Annotated in this window: 20 protein-coding genes; 1 reads left to right on the top strand and 19 read right to left on the bottom strand. The window is 43.2% G+C overall.

Going from position 1 to position 20,635, the window contains the following annotated elements:
• Positions 1–101 precede the first annotated feature (101 nt).
• The 5 genes from recG to ACQKL6_RS09060 form a co-directional block, all read right to left on the bottom strand.
• Positions 102–2,153 (bottom strand): ATP-dependent DNA helicase RecG, encoded by a 2,052-nt coding sequence (gene recG, locus ACQKL6_RS09080; protein ID WP_427650977.1) that lies wholly within the window; start codon positions 2,151–2,153, stop codon positions 102–104.
• Positions 2,150–3,034, bottom strand: coding sequence for an L-serine ammonia-lyase, iron-sulfur-dependent, subunit alpha (gene sdaAA / locus ACQKL6_RS09075; protein WP_427650976.1), 885 nt, complete (start codon positions 3,032–3,034; stop codon positions 2,150–2,152). The genes recG and sdaAA overlap by 4 nt, the downstream gene beginning before the upstream one ends.
• Positions 3,035–3,076: 42 nt before the next feature.
• Complete coding sequence (gene sdaAB, locus ACQKL6_RS09070; protein ID WP_427650975.1) at positions 3,077–3,739, bottom strand: L-serine ammonia-lyase, iron-sulfur-dependent subunit beta; 663 nt, start codon at positions 3,737–3,739, stop codon at positions 3,077–3,079.
• A 238-nt stretch (positions 3,740–3,977) separates the two neighbouring features.
• The gene (locus ACQKL6_RS09065) at positions 3,978–5,648 is read right to left on the bottom strand and encodes a DAK2 domain-containing protein (protein ID WP_427650974.1); all 1,671 of its coding nucleotides are present in this window, start codon (positions 5,646–5,648) and stop codon (positions 3,978–3,980) included.
• Positions 5,649–5,666: 18 nt separating this feature from the next.
• On the bottom strand, positions 5,667–6,029 hold the full coding sequence (locus ACQKL6_RS09060; RefSeq protein ID WP_402868253.1) for an Asp23/Gls24 family envelope stress response protein: 363 nt from the start codon (positions 6,027–6,029) through the stop codon (positions 5,667–5,669).
• 251 nt (positions 6,030–6,280) lie between these two features.
• On the opposite strand from ACQKL6_RS09060, the gene rpmB reads away from it, so the two are divergent.
• Entirely contained in the window at positions 6,281–6,469 is a 189-nt protein-coding gene (gene rpmB / locus ACQKL6_RS09055) for a 50S ribosomal protein L28 (protein ID WP_402868250.1), read from the top strand.
• A gap of 201 nt (positions 6,470–6,670) precedes the next feature.
• Here the strand turns inward: rpmB and spoVM are convergent, their stop codons facing one another.
• From spoVM to gmk, 14 genes are all read right to left on the bottom strand, one after another.
• Positions 6,671–6,751: a stage V sporulation protein SpoVM gene (gene spoVM, locus ACQKL6_RS09050; protein ID WP_034313769.1), complete on the bottom strand. Its 81-nt coding sequence runs from the start codon at positions 6,749–6,751 to the stop codon at positions 6,671–6,673.
• 120 nt (positions 6,752–6,871) lie between these two features.
• Positions 6,872–7,525, bottom strand: a complete 654-nt coding sequence (locus tag ACQKL6_RS09045) for a thiamine diphosphokinase (protein ID WP_402868249.1) — start codon at positions 7,523–7,525, stop codon at positions 6,872–6,874.
• 101 nt (positions 7,526–7,626) lie between these two features.
• The gene (gene rpe / locus ACQKL6_RS09040; protein WP_402956252.1) at positions 7,627–8,274 is read right to left on the bottom strand and encodes a ribulose-phosphate 3-epimerase; all 648 of its coding nucleotides are present in this window, start codon (positions 8,272–8,274) and stop codon (positions 7,627–7,629) included.
• 1 nt (position 8,275) lies between these two features.
• Entirely contained in the window at positions 8,276–9,157 is an 882-nt protein-coding gene (gene rsgA, locus ACQKL6_RS09035) for a ribosome small subunit-dependent GTPase A (protein ID WP_403123216.1), read from the bottom strand.
• A 25-nt stretch (positions 9,158–9,182) separates the two neighbouring features.
• On the bottom strand, positions 9,183–11,201 hold the full coding sequence (gene pknB, locus ACQKL6_RS09030; RefSeq protein ID WP_403123219.1) for a Stk1 family PASTA domain-containing Ser/Thr kinase: 2,019 nt from the start codon (positions 11,199–11,201) through the stop codon (positions 9,183–9,185).
• A gap of 5 nt (positions 11,202–11,206) precedes the next feature.
• The gene (locus ACQKL6_RS09025) at positions 11,207–11,956 is read right to left on the bottom strand and encodes a Stp1/IreP family PP2C-type Ser/Thr phosphatase (protein WP_427650973.1); all 750 of its coding nucleotides are present in this window, start codon (positions 11,954–11,956) and stop codon (positions 11,207–11,209) included.
• Positions 11,957–11,960: 4 nt separating this feature from the next.
• On the bottom strand, positions 11,961–13,055 hold the full coding sequence (gene rlmN / locus ACQKL6_RS09020) for a 23S rRNA (adenine(2503)-C(2))-methyltransferase RlmN (protein WP_402868244.1): 1,095 nt from the start codon (positions 13,053–13,055) through the stop codon (positions 11,961–11,963).
• Entirely contained in the window at positions 13,055–14,407 is a 1,353-nt protein-coding gene (rsmB, locus tag ACQKL6_RS09015; RefSeq protein ID WP_402868242.1) for a 16S rRNA (cytosine(967)-C(5))-methyltransferase RsmB, read from the bottom strand. The genes rlmN and rsmB overlap by 1 nt, the downstream gene beginning before the upstream one ends.
• Positions 14,394–15,353 (bottom strand): methionyl-tRNA formyltransferase, encoded by a 960-nt coding sequence (fmt, locus tag ACQKL6_RS09010; RefSeq protein WP_427650972.1) that lies wholly within the window; start codon positions 15,351–15,353, stop codon positions 14,394–14,396. Before fmt ends, rsmB begins: the two co-directional genes overlap by 14 nt.
• Complete coding sequence (def, locus tag ACQKL6_RS09005; protein WP_427650971.1) at positions 15,350–15,835, bottom strand: peptide deformylase; 486 nt, start codon at positions 15,833–15,835, stop codon at positions 15,350–15,352. Before def ends, fmt begins: the two co-directional genes overlap by 4 nt.
• An 82-nt stretch (positions 15,836–15,917) precedes the next feature.
• Positions 15,918–18,329 carry a primosomal protein N' gene (gene priA, locus ACQKL6_RS09000; RefSeq protein WP_402868236.1) on the bottom strand — a complete coding sequence of 804 codons (2,412 nt, stop codon included), beginning with the start codon at positions 18,327–18,329 and terminating at the stop codon, positions 15,918–15,920.
• Between the two features lie 6 nt (positions 18,330–18,335).
• Positions 18,336–19,538, bottom strand: a complete 1,203-nt coding sequence (gene coaBC / locus ACQKL6_RS08995) for a bifunctional phosphopantothenoylcysteine decarboxylase/phosphopantothenate--cysteine ligase CoaBC (RefSeq protein ID WP_402868234.1) — start codon at positions 19,536–19,538, stop codon at positions 18,336–18,338.
• A 264-nt stretch (positions 19,539–19,802) separates the two neighbouring features.
• Positions 19,803–20,009, bottom strand: coding sequence for a DNA-directed RNA polymerase subunit omega (gene rpoZ, locus ACQKL6_RS08990; protein ID WP_402868232.1), 207 nt, complete (start codon positions 20,007–20,009; stop codon positions 19,803–19,805).
• Between the two features lie 3 nt (positions 20,010–20,012).
• Complete coding sequence (gmk, locus tag ACQKL6_RS08985; protein WP_402868230.1) at positions 20,013–20,627, bottom strand: guanylate kinase; 615 nt, start codon at positions 20,625–20,627, stop codon at positions 20,013–20,015.
• Positions 20,628–20,635 lie beyond the last annotated feature (8 nt).

Genomic DNA, 20,635 nt, shown 5'->3' with positions numbered 1-20,635 from the left:
ATGACTAGGTACTAATAGTAGTATATATATTTTAAAAACAGATTGCAAGATTTTGTGGAAATTCTCACAATCTGTTTTACTGTTTCATTCAATCAAGACGATCAGTCAAGCTTTTCTCCTGTCAATACGCCTGTACCTTCCAAATGTGCCCGGAGCGACGCGTATTCTGGTGCATGCCAAAAACTATTTGAGGCTATCAATTTCGCAGCATCTTCCCTAGCAACTTCCAGCGTCCGGTAATCATGGACCATGTCCGCCACTTTGAATTCGGGAAGTCCGCTTTGTTTTTTACCGAAAAAGTCCCCTGGACCTCGAAGCTCCAAATCCTTCTCTGAAAGGACAAATCCATCATTCGTCTCTGTCATGATCTTCATCCGCTCTTTGCCGACTTCCGTTTTCGGATCGGCAAGCAGGATGCAAAAAGACTGGTTGCTCCCCCTCCCCACTCGGCCACGTAACTGATGCAGCTGGGAAAGACCAAATCGTTCAGCATCATAAATGACCATCACCGTGGCATTGGGTACATTCACCCCAACTTCGACAACTGTGGTGGAAACAAGGATTTGCGCTTCGTTGGAACTGAATTCCTGCATCACTTCATCTTTTTCATCCGCAGGCAAACGCCCATGCATGAGCCCCACCTTATAACGATTCACGAAGTATTGCGTAAGCATGGCATGGACATCGAGAACATTTTGCAAGGAGTCAAGTTTTTCCGATTCCTCGATCAATGGGCAGATGACATATGCTTGTCTGCCTTTTTGAAGTTCCTTTTCTACAAAGGAGAGGATTCTATCGAGCATTTGGTGTTTCGCCCAATACGTTTCGATGGCTTTCCGTCCAGCCGGCATTTCGTCGATTGTGGAAACGTCCATCTCGCCGAACACTGTAATGGCGAGTGTACGGGGAATCGGTGTCGCCGTCATGAAAAGGACATCGGGATTTCCTCCCTTTTCACGCAGGACGCGTCGTTGTTCAACACCAAACCGATGTTGTTCATCCGTTATAACCAAACCGAGGTCCTTGAAGTTCACCTCGTCCTGAATCAGTGCGTGGGTTCCAATCAAAAGATCAAGTTCCCCTAATTCAAGTTTCTCCAATAATTCTCTACGCTTCTTCCCTTTTACCGAGGAGGTCAATAAAGCCACCTTTACTCCGACTGGTTCTAACATGGCGGTCAATGATTGAGTATGCTGCTCAGCCAGAATTTCAGTCGGGACCATTAGCGCTCCTTGGAAACCGGCCGATATGGTCGCATATAGGCAAATCGCGGCCACTACCGTTTTTCCTGAGCCTACATCTCCTTGTAAAAGCCGGTTCATGCGGTAAGGCGATTCCATGTCAGTCAGGATTTCCTCGACAACCCTGTTCTGGGCAGTCGTTAATGGAAACGGGAGGGTATCAATGAATCCCTTCACCTGCTGCCTATCAAATTCTTGTCCAGTCCCTCCTGACTGTTCGCGCTGTATTTTACGAAGTGCCTGCATTTTCAGCTGAAACAGCAAAAACTCCTCATATACAAAACGACGGCGGGCTTGCTTAACATCAGCTGCCGATATAGGAAAGTGCATCATGCGAAGCGCATCTTTACGTGGCATCAACTTATAGGTTGTCAGCAGCTGTGGTGGGAGGTTTTCCTCAATCATATTTCCATATTGGGAAAAACCATTCGTGATATGGCGACGCATACCCTTTACCGTAATGCTCCCCTTGACGGAATACACGGGTTCGAATTCCTTTTCCCGGCTATGATCTCCAACATGGCATTCCGAACCAGTGATGGTTTGGCGATGACGATCCCATTTACCTGTCACTGTCACGGTTTCCCCGATTGTAAGTTTTGATTTCAAATAAGGCTGATTGAAAAATATAACCGTAATTAAATATCTTCCAGTCAACAACTTAATCGTTAGCCTGGACTTCTTCTTCCCAAAATAGCCCAAGGTCGGCACTGTATGAATTTTCCCTTCTACAGTGACGCGTTCCTCATGTTCAACCGTTTCTAAGTCCCTTAACCGGTAGTCTTCATAGCGATAGGGAAGATGCTCTAGAAGATCATTGACGGTATGGATCTCCATTTCCTGCATCGCAGCAGCTGTCTCTCCCCCAATGCCCTTAACTGCCGTAATTGGTTCCTGTAAGCCGTTGCTCACTTGTTACTTAACGGCAAGCCAAAGATCTTCGCTTCCAACTTCCGTCCAGTCGGTGTGGCCGCTAATCCTCCTTGTGCAGTTTCCCTTAAGGCCGATGGCATCGCCTGTCCGATTTTGTACATGGCATCGATTACTTCGTCACACGGAATTCGGCTTGTAATACCTGCTAACGCCATATCAGCTGCCACCATGGCGTTAGCTGCCCCCATCGCATTCCGCTTCACACAAGGCACTTCTACGAGCCCAGCAACAGGGTCACAAACCAGACCAAGCATGTTCTTTAATGTAATCGCCATGGCGTGGGCACTTTGAGATGGCGTTCCACCAGCCATTTCAACGATGGCGGCCGCGGCCATCCCTGATGCTGAACCCACTTCCGCCTGGCAACCTCCTGCGGCCCCAGAAATCGAAGCATTATTAGCAACAACGAAACCAAATGCCCCTGCAGTGAAGAGGAATTCAATTTTTTGTTCCCGATTTGGCTTTAATTTATTCTGCAAAGCGAACAAAGTTCCTGGGACAACGCCTGCCGATCCAGCAGTTGGCGTCGCACATATCGTCCCCATCGCTGCATTCACTTCATTTGTTGCCACAGCTTTACTGACCGCATCCAACAAAAGTTCACCCGATAATGAGTTTCCCATTTTAATATAATTCTGAAGAAGCACGGCGTCCCCACCTGTCAAACCCGAAACGGAACGGACTCCTTGGAGCCCTTTTTCAACGGCCTGTTCCATGACGTCAAGGTTTACACCCATCTGGTGGATGATTTGGTCCCGGGTTTTACCCGACACCTCCATTTCCTGTTCAATCATGAGCGTCGAAATTTTCACTTGCTTTGCTTCTGCCAATTCTACTAGTTCTGCTACATTTCGAAACATGTCCTCTTTCCCTCCTTAATGAAAACGGTTGCCTCAAGTAACTCAGTCGACAATCCTTGCGACCTTGGTGATATGAGGCAATTTCGAAATTTCATCGATGACTTGCTCTTCTATATTCACATCCACTTCGATGGTCATAAGTGCCATCTTTCCCTTTTCTTTTCGTGATACTTCCATCTGTCCTATATTAATTTGATGCTTGGCCAAAACGTTAGAGACATTGGCAATAGCTCCGAAACGGTCATCATGAACGACAAGTATGGCTGGGTTGTGACCCGAAAGCCTTAATTTGAATTCATTCAATTCGATTATTTCGATTTTGCCACCTCCAATCGATATCCCAACGAGCTCCAGTTCATCCGCATCATCACCAACCGTTATCTTCACAGTATTCGGGTGTTCCGGAACGGCCTCTTCTTCTTGGAAGGCAATGTCCATGTTCTTTTGACGGGCTATTTCAAGAGATTCTTTGATTCTCTCATCAAAAGTATCAAAATCAAGTAGTCCCCCTACAATGGCCACATCCGTCCCATGACCTTTATGGGTCTTTGCAAAAGACCCATAAAAAGAAATACGGGCCCATTTCGGTTCTTTGTTGAATAGATTCCTTGCCACCCTGCCTATTCTCGCAGCTCCGGCTGTATGTGAGCTCGAAGGTCCAATCATAACGGGACCGATAATATCAAATACACTCCTATATTTCACGTTCTATTCCTCCTTCATTACGCGCTGGACTTTAAGAACCTAAAGAAAAACGCTAGAGGTTATCTTCTGATTGGTCACAGTTCCTGCATGCATGCTGTTTTATAACCTTTAGTCCGCAAAAATAAACTGCATAGCCTAATGACCTATGCAGTTTATTACTTTTTATCGAGACTTCTATATCACATCTATTAAAGGGCAAAAGACGATCAGGTGATCTTACCCAAGTAGATGGTTTAGTTTATTCAATTGAGAAAATGAAAGCATATAACGGCTGTTTACCGTTATGGACTTCAACTTCAACATCTTCAAATGTTTCTTCACAAAACGCGACAAGCTCATCCACTTCTTCTGAAGTTGCATCTTCACCATAAAGAATGGTCAAGATCTCGGAATCTTCGTCAATCATTTTGGTTAAAAGATCCTTTGCAGCCTGAGCCTTGTCTTTATTTTTCACTTTGATGGTGCCTTCATCAATACCCATGAAGTCGCCCTTCTCGATTGAAAGACCATCAATGCTTGTATTCCTTACAGCATATGTGATTTGACCTGTTTTAACATGAGAAAGAGCATCGGTCATCACCTTTTGGTTCTCTGTAATATCCAATGAAGGGTTGAAAGCAAGCAATGCTGCCATTCCCTGCGGTACAGTTTTGGCAGGAACGACCATCACGTTATCCCCAAGGACATCAGCAGCTTGATTGGCAGCCATAATAATATTTTTATTATTAGGCAGAATGATTACTTTTTCTGCATGGGCTTCTTCAACTGCTTTCACGATGTCTTCAGTACTAGGATTCATCGTTTGTCCGCCTTCAATGACTGATTTTGCACCGATGCTTTTGAAAAGCTCGCTGATACCGGCACCCATCGCCACAGAAACGACACCATATTTATCCTTGGCTTTCGGTTTTGTTTGAAGTGGCGTTTTAGTTTCGCCGACTATAGCTGTATGCTGTTCACGCATATTATCAACTTTCAACTTAATAAGACTACCATATGTCTGACCATAATTAAGGCAATTACCAGGTTGTTCAGAGTGAATATGTACTTTAACTATTTCATCATCAGAGATGACTAATAATGAATCTCCAAATTCACTTAAATCATTCCGGAACTTCTCTTCATTGAACGATTGGGCAGCTGGCTTATCCTTTTCCAACCGGACCATGAATTCCGTACAATAACCAAACACGATATCTTCCGTATTAATGTGTCCTTGTACGTTAATGTGATGTTCAGCACTCACCATATCATCCATGCTTGGGCCATTGGCTGAACGAACGGGTAAAGCTTCACCCTTCAATTCTGCTAGGAATCCTTCATAAACGAAAACCAACCCTTGTCCACCGCTATCGACCACACCGACTTCTTTCAATACAGGAAGTAAATCAGGTGTCCTTTTTAAAGATGCATTTGCCTCAGTGACAATATCCTCCATTACCTGGATAAGGTCCTGATGCTTGGCAGCAGATGAAACCGCTTGCTTGGCTGCATCCTTCGCGACTGTTAAAATGGTGCCTTCAACAGGCTTCATAACGGCTTTATAAGCGGTTTGTACACCCGCCTCAAAAGCATGGGCGAATTCTTCACTATTGATGACCGCTTTATTTTCGATAGATTTTGCAAAACCACGGAAAAGCTGTGAAAGGATTACTCCAGAATTACCTCGAGCCCCCATCAATAGACCTCTTGAAAGAGAAGTACCCACTTTTCCGATATGTTCTTGTACATTATTTTGTACTTCCTTAGCGCCGGAAGTCATAGATAAATTCATATTTGTTCCTGTATCTCCATCTGGAACCGGGAAAACGTTCAATGCATCGACCATTTGGGCGTTGGCTGCTAAATGATTAGCTCCCTGGATGATCATTTCAGCAAAGCGCTTTCCATTTAAACTTGTAATTGACACAAAACTTTCCTCCTATACTTAAGGGTTCGTAACACGAACTCCCTGTACAAAAATGTTTACAGAATCTACAGCTAATCCAACAGTTTTGTCCAGAGTGTATTTTACCTTTGATTGCACATTATGTGCAACTTCCGAGATTTTCGTTCCATAACTAACGATAATATACATATCGATATGAACTTCTTCCTCATCTTGTCGGACTATTACACCCTTAGTAAAGTTTTCTTTTCTTAGTATTTCGGCAATGCCGTCTTTAAATTGTTTTTTGGAAGCCATTCCTATTATTCCGTAGCAATCAATAGCAGCACCACCGGCTACAGTAGCGATTACATCATTAGAGATATCAATTTGTCCATATTTCGTTTGTAATTCGATAGACATTTTCTTTTTCCCTCCCAAAACTAACTCAACTAAAGACATTTTACTATAATGTCTATTGTTTTAAAAGTAAATGTCATACGGTACTTAATATAATTCAATTTTAAAGGGGGTATGTCAAGGTTTTTTTCTTGAAAGTAATTAACTGAAGTATTGCATTCTCACGGTAGGTGTGATAAATTATTAAAGTATTTCACAAAGACTTAAGACAACTTCGTAAACTTAAGCTTGTTGTAGTTAGGAGGGAATTTGACATGGCACGTAAATGTGTAATCACTGGAAGAAAAACCCGTTCTGGTAACAGCCGCTCTCACGCAATGAACGCTAGCAAGCGTACATTCGGCGCTAACCTTCAAAAAGTACGTATTTTAGTTGACGGTAAACCTAAACGTGTATACGTTTCTGCAAGAGCTCTTAAATCGGGCAAAGTAGAACGCGTATAATGTTACGGCATCCTCTAAGGATGCCTTTTTATTTGAAAATGGCTGCCGCTTTTATAATGGGTGATGATTGGACAATCTGATTCTTTCAGAAAGATCATCACTCATTAAAAGCCTGTCCAACCTATCGTTTCTTTTTATTGTCCCCAGCCAAACCAAAAAATAACACCCCCTTTATAGAAGGTGTCACGTAAATATGTTTTATTAGCCTTTTTTAAACGCTCCGAGCATGGCCCTTACCAAACTGCCCAGAACTTTTGGCAATTTAATTGTATAAAATTTCATAATGCCCCTCCTCTTTACATCCCACAAATTTAAGATGAAGTGGAACTTTTCTATTACAACATAAGCTTTTAAGCGGATATAGGATGAAAAGTATATCCGAATCTGCTCTAAGCATGAATTTTAATCTCTGCTTCTTATCACCATTAATATGCCTTCCTCAAATGAAACATTCCCACAATCAGAAATTAGTTCATTGCTGACACAGAGTGTGGAGCCCAATTCAAGCTTTGCATCAACAAGTGGATACTTAAACCCCAAGAGTGTAATGCCGGTGATCTCTTCGGTTACCGGCAGCAGGGAAATATACTTCCTCTCTTCATCCAAGGTCAAGGGATAGGATCCTGGCGTCTTCACGGTTAAGCTATTCTGACAATCGACTATATACATATCAATATCCTTGTGATAAGGCAGGATGCTATCTTTCTGCAATAATTGGATATTGCCGAGAAAATGGTCCAGCCGCCCTCCTGTTGCACCTAGAATATGTATTTCATTTGGCTCCTGCTCCATTGCCCATTTAAATGCAATTTCCAAATCGGTTTCATCCTTCTCAGGAGGGTAAAGATGAATATTCTCCATCCTTTTTTGAATCTTGGACCATTCCTCTTCGGATACGGAATCGAAATCGCCAAACCCACACTGAGGAACAATGTCATTTTCAAGTAAGGACCAAACACCTCGATCGACCCCAACCCACAAGTCAGTACTCTCTTTATAAGTCGTTAAATCAGGCCACAAATCCTTTGGGCCTCCAGCCATAATGCTTATTTTCATATTCCGCCACCCTATTCTTAAGATTCTTTACATGTTTGATTGTTTTAAAAAAGCCGATCATCATCGTAGTATAGATACGATAATGTCGGCTTTCTCTCTTTTTAATTTCCACGAATTCTCTGAATCGCTGCCTGGCGATCTTCCTGGTTATATATGGCTGACCCGGCGACAAGTACCGTTGCTCCCCGTTCAATACAAACTTTGGCCGTTTCTTCATTTACCCCGCCATCTACTTCAATTTCAAGATTGGGATTGTACAAATCAGCCATCGCCTTCACTTCGGAAATTTTTGGCAGTACAGAAGCGATGAACTTTTGCCCCCCAAATCCTGGATTGACGGTCATCAATAAAACCATATCTATATCTTCGATGATCGGTTGGATCACGGATGCTGGAGTGGCCGGATTGAGGACTACCCCCGCTTTAACACCAAAGGACTTTATCAATTGAATCGTGCGGTGTAGGTGGGTACACGCTTCTACATGGACAGTGATATAGTCGGCCCCTGCTTTGGCAAACGCCTCGATATAGGCATCTGGACGTTCAATCATCAAATGGACGTCTAGAGGGAGTTTCGTCACCGGTCTGATAGCATCGACAATCAATGAACCAATTGTGATGTTAGGCACGAAATGGCCATCCATAACGTCTACATGGATATAGTCGGCTCCGCCCCTCTCTACATCCAAGATTTCTTCTCCCAGCTTTGCGAAATCAGCTGATAATATGGATGGTGCAATTTTAACCATACTAATACCTCGGCTTTCTATCTCTTATTTCCTCTAAAAATTGCATATAATGTTCGTACCTGTATTGTGGGATTACCCCGGTTTCTACCGCTTCTTTCACAGCACACTTCGGTTCCTTGTCATGGAGGCAGGCCCTGAACTTGCAGTCCTCACCAAGCTTATGCATCTCAGGAAAACAATACGATAGACGTTCTGCTTCCATTTCCGTGAATTCAAGTGAACTGAATCCAGGCGTATCCGCGACGAGGCCAGTGCCCATGTGAATCAGTTCCACATGACGTGTGGTATGCTTTCCGCGTCCCAAATGAGATGAAATGTCGTCTGTCTTTAGGGCCAAGCTCGGGTTGATCGCATTCAACAACGAGGATTTCCCCACTCCGGATTGACCGGCAAACACACTGGTTTTCCCTTCTATTAAAGGAATCAGCCGATTGACGCCTCCTGTGGTTATCGAAGAAGTTTCCAGCACTGTATAGCCTAACTTCTGATAGTCCTTGATATGCTGAGACAATTTCTCTTTTTTATCTTCCGTTACCAAGTCCATTTTGGTCACGACAATAATGGGCTCGATCTCATTATCTTCAATGAGGACCAGGAATCGATCAAGGAGAGCTGGACTGAACTCGGGTTCGACTGCTGAAAAAACAAGAATGGCCTGATCGACATTCGCTATGGGTGGACGAACCAATTCATTCTTTCGGGGCTTGACCTCCGTTACCGTTCCGTCCGTCTTATTATCTGCCTGATATACAACGTAATCGCCAACAAGGGGCGTTACCTTATTTTTACGAAAAACGCCTCGACCCCGGCATTGGTATACTTCTTCTCCATCTAAAACATAATAAAAGCCGCTTAAGGCTTTAATGATTTTTCCTTCGGGCATAGCCACACTCCTAATTTGATTAAATTCATTCCGGATAAGTGATGGTTTTCTCCTTAATCACCTGTCCGTCACGCATGACTTTATATCCGGCTTTCTTATCTTTGGACACCAAGAATTTGATCTCTTTTTCTTCAGTTTCCAAGAGCGAAAAAGTATCATAGGGCTCTGTCATGCTATTATTGATGTCTTCAATGAAGATTTGAACTTGCTGTGGTTTACCGGGCTCCACAGGGTCATATTCGATCGTGATTTCCTCTGTCACCGTCTTTGGTGGAATCTCTTCTTTCCCTTTTGAAAGGACCACGCTTACCGTACTTCCCTTGTCCACTTTAGTAGATGGTGCAGGTTCCTGCGAAATAACAAGTCCCTCGGCCACTAAGTCCGTATACACCTTTTTTTCGACGGCAATTTTTATTCCACTTTCATTGGAGTAATCATTCAAAGCCGTCTCATTGAAACCAGTTAGGTTCTTTAATGTTAATCGATCGGCACCCTTACTGACCATGAGTTCTAGCTCCGTTTCCGAAGCAATGACTTCAAAGCCTCCTGAAGGATCTTGATCAATGATCGTCCCCGGCTCGCTTTCATCAAATACCTCTGTCACTGCAACGTCCTTGAAGCCCATTTTATTGAGCATACTCTCGATATCATCATACTTTCTTCCTTCATAGCTAGACAATGTAATCGTTTCTTTACCAATGCTTTGATAGATATCTATTTTAGCGCCTTCTTTGACCAGCTTACCTTCTTTAGGGTTGGTCTTGATGACGAGACCTTTTTCGACCTCTTCATCATTAATCTCAATCGTGTCCCCCGTGACAAGTCCTAATTCCACCAAGGTAGAAATGGCATCATCCAGCTCCTCCCCTTTTAAGTCAGGGACGGTCACTTCTTTAGTGCCAAGCATGGATGGAAAAACGGTAATGGATAAAATGGCAACCACCGCTAAAACCAAAAAGATGGTAACTAAAATCGCAGGCCATTTTATGCGCCGATTACTTTTTTGCTTCGATTTCGTTTTTTGTTTTTTCTGTTTCTTTTTAAGCTTAGTCGCTGTAGCTGGCTCATCACTTTGTTCATCTTGTTCAACTACGCTCGCATTTTTTTCCGGTCCTCTTATGATTGTCTCATCTATGCTTGACAGCTGGTCATTCGTGATGATGGGGATGGCTTTTGTTGCATCATGATCTTCCGGAATGACAAAAGGCAATTCATTTAAGCGCTCTGGATCAAGCGAAGTTCGAATGTCATCTTCCATTGAATCGACGCTTTCATAACGATAATATGAATCTTTTGCCGTTGCTTTTAGAATAATATTTTCCACACTTTGCGGTATATCAGGATTCCAACGCTTTGGCGATGGGGTTTCCGACTGGAGATGCTTTAACGCAATGGAAACTGCAGATTCACCTGAAAAAGGGAGCCTGCCAGTTAAAATCTCAAACATCACGATACCCAGAGAGTAGATATCCGATTTCTTATTGGCCATGCCGCCTCTTGCCTGTTCTGGAGACAAGTAATGAACAGAACCTAAAACTGCATTTGTCTGGGTTATATTCGTGGCACTTAGAGCAAGGGCAATTCCAAAATCAGTGATTTTAACGGTTCCTTCTTTATCAATCAGGATATTCTGAGGCTTGATGTCCCTATGGATGATTCCGTTATGGTGGGCATGGGAGATGGCAGCCGTAATTTGCTTCATGATATCTAAGGCTTTTTCAACCGGAATTGGATAGTATTTTTGTATGTATTGCTTTAAAGTAAACCCGTCCACATATTCCATGACGATATAGTAGATATCATTTTCTTCTCCGACATCATAGATACTGACAATATTCGGATGGGCTAGACTCGTTGCTGATTGCGCTTCCCGATTAAAGCGTTTAATGAATTCATCATCATTATTAAAATCCATCCTCAGGATCTTCAAGGCAACATCACGGTCCAAAATCATATCTCTTGCAAGGTAAACATTCGCCATACCGCCACCACCGACCATCTCGATCAGTTTATAACGGCCGTTGATCCTTCTACCAATCAACATTGAGTTCACCTGCTTTCGCTTTCATCAATAAATTGAACAAGCACAAGGGTGATATTATCTTCTCCACCATAGTTATTGGCCATTTCTATTAACGACTGTGCCTTTTCTTCAAGTGAATGTCCATTGTTAAGCATTTCTTCGAGTTCCACTTCACTTACTTTATTCGTTAAACCATCAGAGCAAAGCAAAAGCATATCCTGCTCTTCGAAAATGACTGTCGTAATGTCCATTTCCACTTGCAGTTCAGTGCCCAATGCACGCAACAACACATTTTTCCTTGGATGATGCTCAGCGTCTTCCTTCGTGATCTGACCAGAACGGACCAGCTCATTAACAAGCGAATGGTCTTCCGTGACCTGCTTGAATCCGCTTTCGTTATACAAATAACACCGGCTGTCCCCGATGTTTGCGATGGTTGCAAATTTATCTGTGCATATTGCCGCAACAATGGTTGTACCCATGCCCTTACATTCCAGGTTCGCTTCGGCATGTTCAAAAAGCAATTGATTGACAAGGAGGATCTGTGTTTTCAACCAATTTTCAGCATCATTTGCCGTTTCAATACCACTTGACTCTTCCCATCTTTCCTTCAAAAGGTCAATCGTCATCCCACTCGCTACATCCCCGGCACGGTGGCCGCCCATGCCATCTGCAACGATGGCAAGGCGTACGCCTTCCGGATTACTAAAAACTCCCCCATTATCTTCATTATGTTGGCGGACTTTCCCACGGTCAGTCTTGAATATTGCCCTCATAGGGTCACCTCGTCTCTTCTTTACGCTCCTTAGCCCGAAGCTGGCCACAGGCTGCGTCAATGTCACTGCCTTGTTCTCTTCGAATTGTTACATTAATGCCACGTTTTTTCAATGTTTTTTCAAACTCAAAAATCTTATCCCGAGGTGTACGTACATAGTTGCGTTCCGGTACATAGTTAACCGGAATTAAATTGACATGACACTTGATGTCTTCTATTAAATCGGCCAGTTCTTCAGCGTGCTCTACTGAGTCATTTTCTCCACCGAATAGACCATATTCAAAGCTGACACGGCGTCCTGTTTTTTCCGTGTAGTATTTGATGGCTTCAATCAAGTCAGGAAGCTTATAAGCCTTATTAATCGGCATCAATTTACTTCTCAACTCAGTGTTCGGCGCGTGAAGTGATACAGCAAAATTGATTTGCATGCTTTCTTCGGCAAATTTATAGATTTTAGGAATGATCCCACTAGTCGAAACGGTGATATGGCGAGCACCGATGTTCAACCCTTTTTCATGGTTGATATTTTTAAGGAAAGACATCATATTATCATAGTTATCGAATGGTTCGCCGATTCCCATGATAACGACCGAGCTAACGCGTTCCTCCACTTCATCAAGTGCTTGTTGGACCTTGACGACCTGGGCAACGATTTCCCCTGATTCAAGATTACGTTTTAAACCACCAAGCGTCGATGCACAGAATGTGCAACCGATTCTACAGCCTACCTGTGTCGTTACACAGATGGAATTCCCATATTCATGGCGCATTAATACGGTTTCAATTGAGTACCCATCATGCAATTCAAATAAGAACTTCATGGTTCCATCATTGGATGTTTGTTGGATCAATGTCTTTAACGTCGTGAAAGTAAATTGATCTTCCAATTTATCTCGCAATGTCTTAGATAGGTTAGACATATCCTCAAAACTTGAAACGCGTTTTTTATAAAGCCAGTCATAAACTTGGTCCGCACGGAAAGCTTTCTCACCGTTTTCAACCAACCATTCTTTAATTTGATGAAGCTCCAACGAATAAATCGATGGTTTTTCTGGTGTTGTGTCTTTTCTCACTCTTGATGATTTCGTAATCTCTGCCATTACAGCACCTTCTTTCTAAAACTCGCAATAAAGAAACCGTCACTGCTAAAATATTGCGGGAACACTTGCAAGGTATGACCTTCAACAAATGGTTGAACACTTTCGGGCATTCTTTCAGACAATGTTGTATCGCTTTCGAACTCCGGATGTTGTTCCAAGAACGTCGCTGCTACTCTGTCATTTTCTTCTTTGTCCACTGTGCATGTACTATATACTAACTGTCCACCTTGTTTCAGGAGCGGAGCAGCTGCTTCCAATAATTGTTTCTGTATGTTTGAAAGTTTCATTATATCATTATTTGTTTTTGTATACTTCACATCAGGCTTACGACGCATGACGCCTAATCCGGAGCAAGGAGCATCTATCAGGATTCTGTCAAACCCTTCTTTATTGAAGTGTTCCTGAACGTGTCTGCTATCTAAGACTTGCGTCTTAATGTTGTTCCTTAACTTTAGTCGCTCTGCCTGTTCCTTGATGAGCTTAACTTTATGTTCATGAAGGTCAAGAGCATATACCTGCCCCGTCGTCAGACCTTCGGCAATATGCATTGACTTGCCTCCTGGCGCTGCGCAACAGTCCAAAACTGCATCGTTATCATGTGCACCAAGCGCATGGGCGACCAGCATCGAACTTTCGTCCTGAATGGAAAGAAGACCCAATTTATAGCTTTCGGAATGTGCCAGGTTCCCTTTGTAACTGATAATGGATTCCGGCACGAATTCACTGGCTTCCACATCATATCCCTCTTCAGTCAAAATACTGATTAATTCACTGCGGGAAATCTGTTTCAAGTTAACTCGTCCCGTCTGTAACGGAGCCATTAAGTTAATTTCACACATTTCCTTTGTTTTCTCATACCCATATTGCTCAACCCAACGGTTTATCAACCATAATGGATGGCTCACTTCAATTGATAGGCGTTCACGGTCGTCCTTGATATCATCAAAAGATGCAACACCATTTCTTTGGATATTGCGGAGCACCCCATTGACCATTGACTGCGTTCCTTTATGCCCGCGTTTTTTCGATATCTCGACAGCTTCGAAAATAATCGCATGATCTGGCACTTTATCTAAATAAACCATTTGGTATACGGAAAGCCTAAGAAGGTTAATGACCCAGCTTTGCGTTTTTTTAGGATTTTTTATATATGGCTGTAGATAGTAATCCAATGTCATCTTCCGCTGGATCGTTCCGTAGCTGATTTCTGTTAACAATCCACTATCCACTGCAGACAATTGATGCTTTTTAATCAAATTATTAAGTAACAGGTTGCTATAAGATTGATTTTTCTCTACAGATTCCAAGATGTCGAGAGCAATATCGCGTACTCCCTTTTTAGTTTGTGTCATTAGTTTCTCCTAACTTTATACCTGCTTTAATGAATGAACCCGCACCAATCAAGTAATTCTTCGCTGGCATTTTTTTCTTACCTGATGGTTGTAGTTCGGTGATGAGAATCGCCGTTTCATTTCCAGTCGCCACGACCATTCCTTCATCAAGCACCTCAATGATCGTTCCGGGGCTTGTTTGAGCGTTCCCTTTAACTTTCTTTGTCTGCCAGATTTTCAGGACAGACCCGTTTACGAGTGTATAGGCAACAGGCCAAGGATTCAAGCCGCGGACATGATTATAGATGGACTCTCCCGTTTTCGACCAGTCGATTTTTTCCTCTGATCGTTTAATGTTGGGAGCAAAAGTTGCCTTTTCCTCGTCTTGCTTAATTGGGGATAGCTCACCATTCAATAACTTCGGCAATGTGTCGGCAAGTAAATCCGCACCGACCTTACTCAACTTATCATGCATCGTACCGACATTATCTAGTTCTTCGATGACCACTTCTGCCTGAGTTAAAATATCTCCGGCATCTAATTTCTCAGCCATATACATGATGGTGATTCCCGTCTTTTCTTTACCTTGTATGATGGAGTAGTGAATAGGCGCTCCGCCACGTAGTTCAGGTAGTAAAGAGGCATGTACATTAATACAGCCAAATTTAGGAGCTTCCAATAACTCATTAGGAAGAATTTGTCCGAATGCCGCCGTCACCACTAAGTCCGGTTTTAAACGGATGATCTTTTCCAATTCTTCTTTTTCACGGATTTTCTCTGGCTGGTAAACGGGTATCCCTTGTTTGATTGCTTCAACTTTAACCGGTGGTGGAGTCAAGACTCTTTTCCTGCCAACCGGACGATCCGGCTGAGTGACGACAGCAATCACTTCATACCCCTCGTCAATGATTCGCTTAAGCACCGGTACTGAAAAGTCCGGCGTCCCCATAAAAATAATTTTTGTCATTTTTCTTCAAACCTTTCTAACTCTTCCTCTGTAATATATCGGGACACTTTACTTGTAAATAGCACCCCTTGCAAATGATCCATTTCATGCTGGATGGCCCTAGCCAGGAAACCTTCAGCTTCTATTTCGAAAAAATTCCCCTTCCTGTCCTGTGCACGCACTTTGACACGGTATGGACGGGACACTTCCCCATATAGGTCTGGAAAACTTAGACAGCCTTCAACGCCTGTCTGTTCTCCCTCGACTTCCAGCACTTCCGGATTGATCAATTCAATGACACCTGATCCTTCCTCTATCTCTACGACGGCGACTTGTTTTTTCACGCCCACTTGTGGGGCTGCAAGACCCACTCCATCCGCTTCAACCATCGTTTCGTACATATTATTTAACAGCTTTGCCAATTTTTTATCAAAACTTGTTATTTTAGCGCATTTTTGTTGTAAAATTCTTTCAGGAAACATGACAATCGGTAAAATAGTCAAAGCGAAAAGTACCCTCCTAATATAAAAAACAAAACTTACTATATAAAAACGCAAGCCTGAACAGCTCGCGATATCATAACAACTACATCATAATCTGCGGATTTAAATCAATGGAAATCTGCAGGTGATTTTGGGCCGTTTCCTTTTGATAATGCTCCAAAAGCGTTCGTAAATGGTGATAAAGCTCCGGCTCTCGTTTGTATTTTATCAGACATTGGTATCGATATCTATTGTTGATTCGACTAATTGGGGAGGCGACCGGCCCGAGGACGATAGAATCCTTATGCAGTCGCGAACTCAGGAAATTAGTAATCTTATCCGTCACACTCACGGTTTTCATCAAGTCCTCATGAGAAACCGTTACGAGGATTACATAATAATAAGGAGGATAATGGGCTTGCCTCCGGATGTACATCTCCCTTTCATAAAATGCATCGTAATCCTGCATAGCGGAAAGCTCTATACTGTAATGCTCAGGCGTATAGGTTTGGATCACCACTTCACCAGGAAGTGTATGTCGCCCTGCCCTTCCGCTGACTTGCGTCAATAGCTGGAATGTCTTTTCCGAAGAACGGAAATCAGGCAAATGCAGCATCGTATCGGCTGAAAGCACGCCAACCAACGTAATATTCGGGAAATCAAGGCCCTTGGCAATCATTTGGGTTCCAAGCAGTATATCTGCTTTTCCTTCACCGAATGCATTCAGCAGCCGCTCATGTGATCCCTTCCTACTCGTCGTATCGACATCCATCCGAATTACTCTTGCATCAGGGAGGATCTTGGCAAGTTCTTCCTCCACCTTCTGTGTACCCGTTCCAAAGAATCGGATATGGTCACTCTCACACTCGGGACACACAGAAGGCATCCCTTCCTCAAACCCGCAATAATGGCATTTCATTATATCATTAAAGCGATGGTAAGTGAGGGAAATATCACAATTTGGACAGTTGATCACCAATCCACAACTACGGCACATGACAAAGGAGGAATGCCCACGCTTATTTAACATCAGTACCGTCTGCTGTCCCTTTTCGAGCCGATCTTGCAACTTCGTAAATAGCAGTTCGGAAAACATTGAGCGGTTTCCCGATCTTAGTTCTTCCCTCATATCCACGATATCGACTGCAGGCATAGCATGTTTATTCATCCGCTGACTGAGGGTCAATAACTGATAGACATTTTTCTTGGCACGGGCAAAGGATTCTAGGGTAGGGGTGGCACTTCCGAGGATGACAGGGCATTGATAGGATTTCGCTCGTTCAATCGCAACATCCCTTGCATGATAACGCGGATTTTCTTCTTGCTTGTAACTCGCCTCATGCTCTTCATCAATGATGACGATCCCAAGATTCTCAAATGGAGCAAAAACGGCCGACCGTGCCCCTACCACTACTTTTACTTCTTTACGATGAATTTTCCTCCACTCATCATATTTTTCTCCAACGGATAAACCACTATGCATGACCGCAACCTGCTCGCCAAAGCGTTCTTTAAACCGTTTCACCGTTTGGGGAGTCAAAGAAATTTCCGGAACCAACATGATGGCTTCCTTCCCTTTCTCCATAACCGAAGCGATGGCCTGTAAATACACTTCTGTCTTCCCACTTCCCGTTACACCATATAAAAGGAAAACATCATGTTCGTCCTGTTTAATCTTCTCCTGAATGGGCCCAAGCGCGGCAGCCTGCTCATCTGTTAATGTGAAGGGATTGGATTTATTAAATACACGGTTTTCATAAGGGTCGCGGTATACTTCTTGTTCCAGTTCGACCAATGCCCCTTTTGCCACAAGGGACTTCACCGTCCCACTAGAAGCATTAACCAATTCAAGAAGCTCCTTAAGCGGTATCGGGTCTGGGTGTTCAATGAAATATTGGATGAGCTCCTGCTGTTTTCTTGCATTTCCGGATAGCGACGAACCCATTTCTTTCAATTCCATTGGAGATACTAACGGTTTTATAACCCGTACCGTCTTTTTATTGAGACGGTTTTTCACAAAATACACTAACTCTAAATTGCCTTTTTGCAACTCTTTTTGAAGAAGGGAAGCATGTTCCCCTTCTATCGCATCTTTCCATGATAGCGAATCATGCTTGCCAAAAAGAGCTTGTATCATCGTGGACAGCTGGGCCTTTTTACCGTCTACGATATTGATGACTTTTTCATATTTTGCTTTCATTGCTGCCGGTAGCATCGCTTGCAGCGCCGAAATTTTGAAACACATGGCCTCTTTCGTCAACCAGTCACCAAGTTGCAGCAATTCATCATTTAAAACAGGCTCCAAATCCATCAGTTCTTTAATATGGCGGAGCTTAGCAAATTCACTTTTATCTTTTAGCCCCGTTACGAATCCCTGCACCATTCTGGGACCAAACGGAACAATGACTCGCATGCCAGGTTTAATGACCTGGATCCATTTCTTAGGAATTCGATAATCGAATTCCCTATCCGTTTGTTTTGCAGGTACATCCACTATGACGGATGCAATATCCATTAGACATCAATCCTTTTGCATGCAGGATACTTCTGCCAAAATACTTTTGGCGATATCCGCTTTACTCATTTTTGGAAGTTCGATGGAACGCCCATCCTTATTAAAGATCGTAACAATATTTGTATCCGTGCCGAAGCCTGCACCCGATACCGTAACATTATTGGCTACGATCATATCGGCATTCTTCTTCACCAATTTCCCTTTTGCATACTCTTCCACATTATTCGTTTCGGCTGCAAAACCGACTAAGAGCTGATGAGTCTTATTCTTGCCCAATTCCATAAGAATGTCCTTTGTCCGTTCAAATTCAATCACATTTTCACCAGGCTGCTTTTTCATTTTCTGTTCATGATAGAATTTGGGTTTATAGTCGGCAACCGCAGCCGTCATAATTACCACATCACTCGAGTCAAATTGCTCAAACACCGCTTCATACATATCTGCGGCTGATTCGACGGGAATGACCTTCACCTTCGAAGGCGGAGCCAAACTCACGGGCCCGGTGACCAAGGTCACATCGGCTCCCTGATTGGCTGCCTGCTCGGCAATGGCATAGCCCATCTTGCCACTAGAATGGTTCGTCACGAAGCGTACAGGATCGATTGCTTCACGGGTAGGCCCCGCCGTGATTAAGAATTTCTTACCCTTAAGTGGTTTCAAGCCAACTTCCCCAAAGTATTCTTGTAGATGTTGTACAATCGTTTCCGGTTCTTCCAGTCTTCCCTTTCCTACATAGCCGCAAGCCAAATACCCTTCACCGGGCTCTATGAATTGATAACCAAACGTACGAAGCGTCTCCATATTCTTCTGCACAGCCGGATGAGCGTACATATGGACATTCATAGCCGGAGCTACCCAAACAGGGGCCTCCGTTGCAAGCAACGTGGTCGTGATCATATCATCCGCGATGCCATTGGCTATCTTGCCAATAACATTCGCTGTGGCAGGCGCCACCAGGACAATATCCGCCCAATCAGCAAGGTCGATATGGGCAATGACCGAGGAATCTTTTTCATCAAATGTATCGGTATAAACATCATGTCTTGAAAGTGCCTGAAAGGTAAGAGGCGTCACGAATTGGCGCGCCGAGGCACTCATGATCACCTTAACGTGAGCCCCTGCCTGCGTCAGTTTACTGGTCAGGGCTGCAGCCTTATATACAGCAATTCCGCCAGTGACACAAAGTAGAACCTTTTTATCGATTAGCATGCAAATTTCCCCTAACTATACATTCTATTATTAACTAATTATGAAGGTTTACAGGTAAAATTTCATTATATATGCGCAAGAACCTTGGTAAGTGTCAATAAAGTCCATAACCGCTTTTTGGATTGCTGTTTGTTTGCTCCTATCCAAAATCAAAACAAACAGGCCTGACACACCTTTGCCGCAGGAAGGAAGCAAGTTCCAAAAGTAACGCATCCTGTTTGCTGTTAGGGTGTCAGGCCCGATAGGTCAAGCTTAAGTGTTCAATTATTTTACTTCAGATGAATTATCATATGATAATTTACCAGAATAGATTTCTTCAAGGGCACGACCGACTGATTTGTGAGAAACTGGTTTAGCAATCATGCAGTTATCTTTAATTTGCATTTCTCTAGCACGCTTGGCTGCCACAGATACAAGTGAGTATTTTGAATCGATTTTCAGTAATAATGAATCAATAGATGGATATAACATAGTTTATTCCGCCTCCAACATTTTTTTATAAAGAACAGCAACTCTTTCCCGACGGCAATGTTCGGCAATTACAATTGCATTAATTCTAGCACAAGCAGCATCTACATGGTCATTTTCAACGACGTAATCATACAGATCCATAAGCTCTATTTCCTCTTTAGCCACCTTCATGCGCCCTTTGATCGCTTCCTCCGTCTCGGTACCACGGGTTACGATCCGACTTTCAAGTTCACTCAAGCTTGGCGGGGCAAGGAAAATGAATAGGCCTTCAGGAAACTTTTCCCGAACCTGCCTAGCTCCTTGTACTTCGATTTCAAGAAAAACATCTTTTCCGGAATCAATCGTTTCTCGGACATAATCAACAGGTGTTCCATAATAATTGCCGACGAACTCCGCATATTCCAGGAGCTTTCCTTCTTCAATCAACGCTTCGAAATCCTCACGCTTTTTAAAGAAATAATCTACCCCATCCACCTCACCTTGCCGTGGAAGTCGTGTCGTCATCGAAATTGAATACTCGAATGCCGTACCCGGCTGAGAAAAGATTGCCTTTCTTACGGTACCCTTACCCACACCTGATGGGCCGGACAAAACAATTAATAAACCTTTTTCTCTCATAATCTTTC

This window comes from Peribacillus sp. NPDC097197 (genome assembly GCF_050278025.1).
In the GTDB taxonomy this organism is placed as follows: Bacteria; Bacillota; Bacilli; order Bacillales; family DSM-1321; genus Peribacillus.
The sequence above is the reverse complement of the archived record's forward strand: the minus strand, read 5'-3'. Positions and strand labels throughout refer to the sequence as shown.

What these genes read in the sequence shown, in the direction of transcription:
- sdaAA (WP_427650976.1), bottom strand. Translation starts at nt 3,034, where the DNA reads ATGTTTCGAAATGTAGCAGAACTAGTAGAATTGGCAGAAGCAAAGCAA.
- ACQKL6_RS09060 (WP_402868253.1), bottom strand. Translation starts at nt 6,029, where the DNA reads ATGTCTATCGAATTACAAACGAAATATGGACAAATTGATATCTCTAAT.
- rpmB (WP_402868250.1), top strand. Translation starts at nt 6,281, where the DNA reads ATGGCACGTAAATGTGTAATCACTGGAAGAAAAACCCGTTCTGGTAAC.
- spoVM (WP_034313769.1), bottom strand. Translation starts at nt 6,751, where the DNA reads ATGAAATTTTATACAATTAAATTGCCAAAAGTTCTGGGCAGTTTGGTA.
- ACQKL6_RS09045 (WP_402868249.1), bottom strand. Translation starts at nt 7,525, where the DNA reads ATGAAAATAAGCATTATGGCTGGAGGCCCAAAGGATTTGTGGCCTGAT.
- rpe (WP_402956252.1), bottom strand. Translation starts at nt 8,274, where the DNA reads ATGGTTAAAATTGCACCATCCATATTATCAGCTGATTTCGCAAAGCTG.
- rsgA (WP_403123216.1), bottom strand. Translation starts at nt 9,157, where the DNA reads ATGCCCGAAGGAAAAATCATTAAAGCCTTAAGCGGCTTTTATTATGTT.
- pknB (WP_403123219.1), bottom strand. Translation starts at nt 11,201, where the DNA reads ATGTTGATTGGTAGAAGGATCAACGGCCGTTATAAACTGATCGAGATG.
- ACQKL6_RS09025 (WP_427650973.1), bottom strand. Translation starts at nt 11,956, where the DNA reads ATGAGGGCAATATTCAAGACTGACCGTGGGAAAGTCCGCCAACATAAT.
- rlmN (WP_402868244.1), bottom strand. Translation starts at nt 13,055, where the DNA reads ATGGCAGAGATTACGAAATCATCAAGAGTGAGAAAAGACACAACACCA.
- rsmB (WP_402868242.1), bottom strand. Translation starts at nt 14,407, where the DNA reads ATGACACAAACTAAAAAGGGAGTACGCGATATTGCTCTCGACATCTTG.
- fmt (WP_427650972.1), bottom strand. Translation starts at nt 15,353, where the DNA reads ATGACAAAAATTATTTTTATGGGGACGCCGGACTTTTCAGTACCGGTG.
- priA (WP_402868236.1), bottom strand. Translation starts at nt 18,329, where the DNA reads ATGGATATTGCATCCGTCATAGTGGATGTACCTGCAAAACAAACGGAT.
- coaBC (WP_402868234.1), bottom strand. Translation starts at nt 19,538, where the DNA reads ATGCTAATCGATAAAAAGGTTCTACTTTGTGTCACTGGCGGAATTGCT.
- rpoZ (WP_402868232.1), bottom strand. Translation starts at nt 20,009, where the DNA reads ATGTTATATCCATCTATTGATTCATTATTACTGAAAATCGATTCAAAA.
- gmk (WP_402868230.1), bottom strand. Translation starts at nt 20,627, where the DNA reads ATGAGAGAAAAAGGTTTATTAATTGTTTTGTCCGGCCCATCAGGTGTG.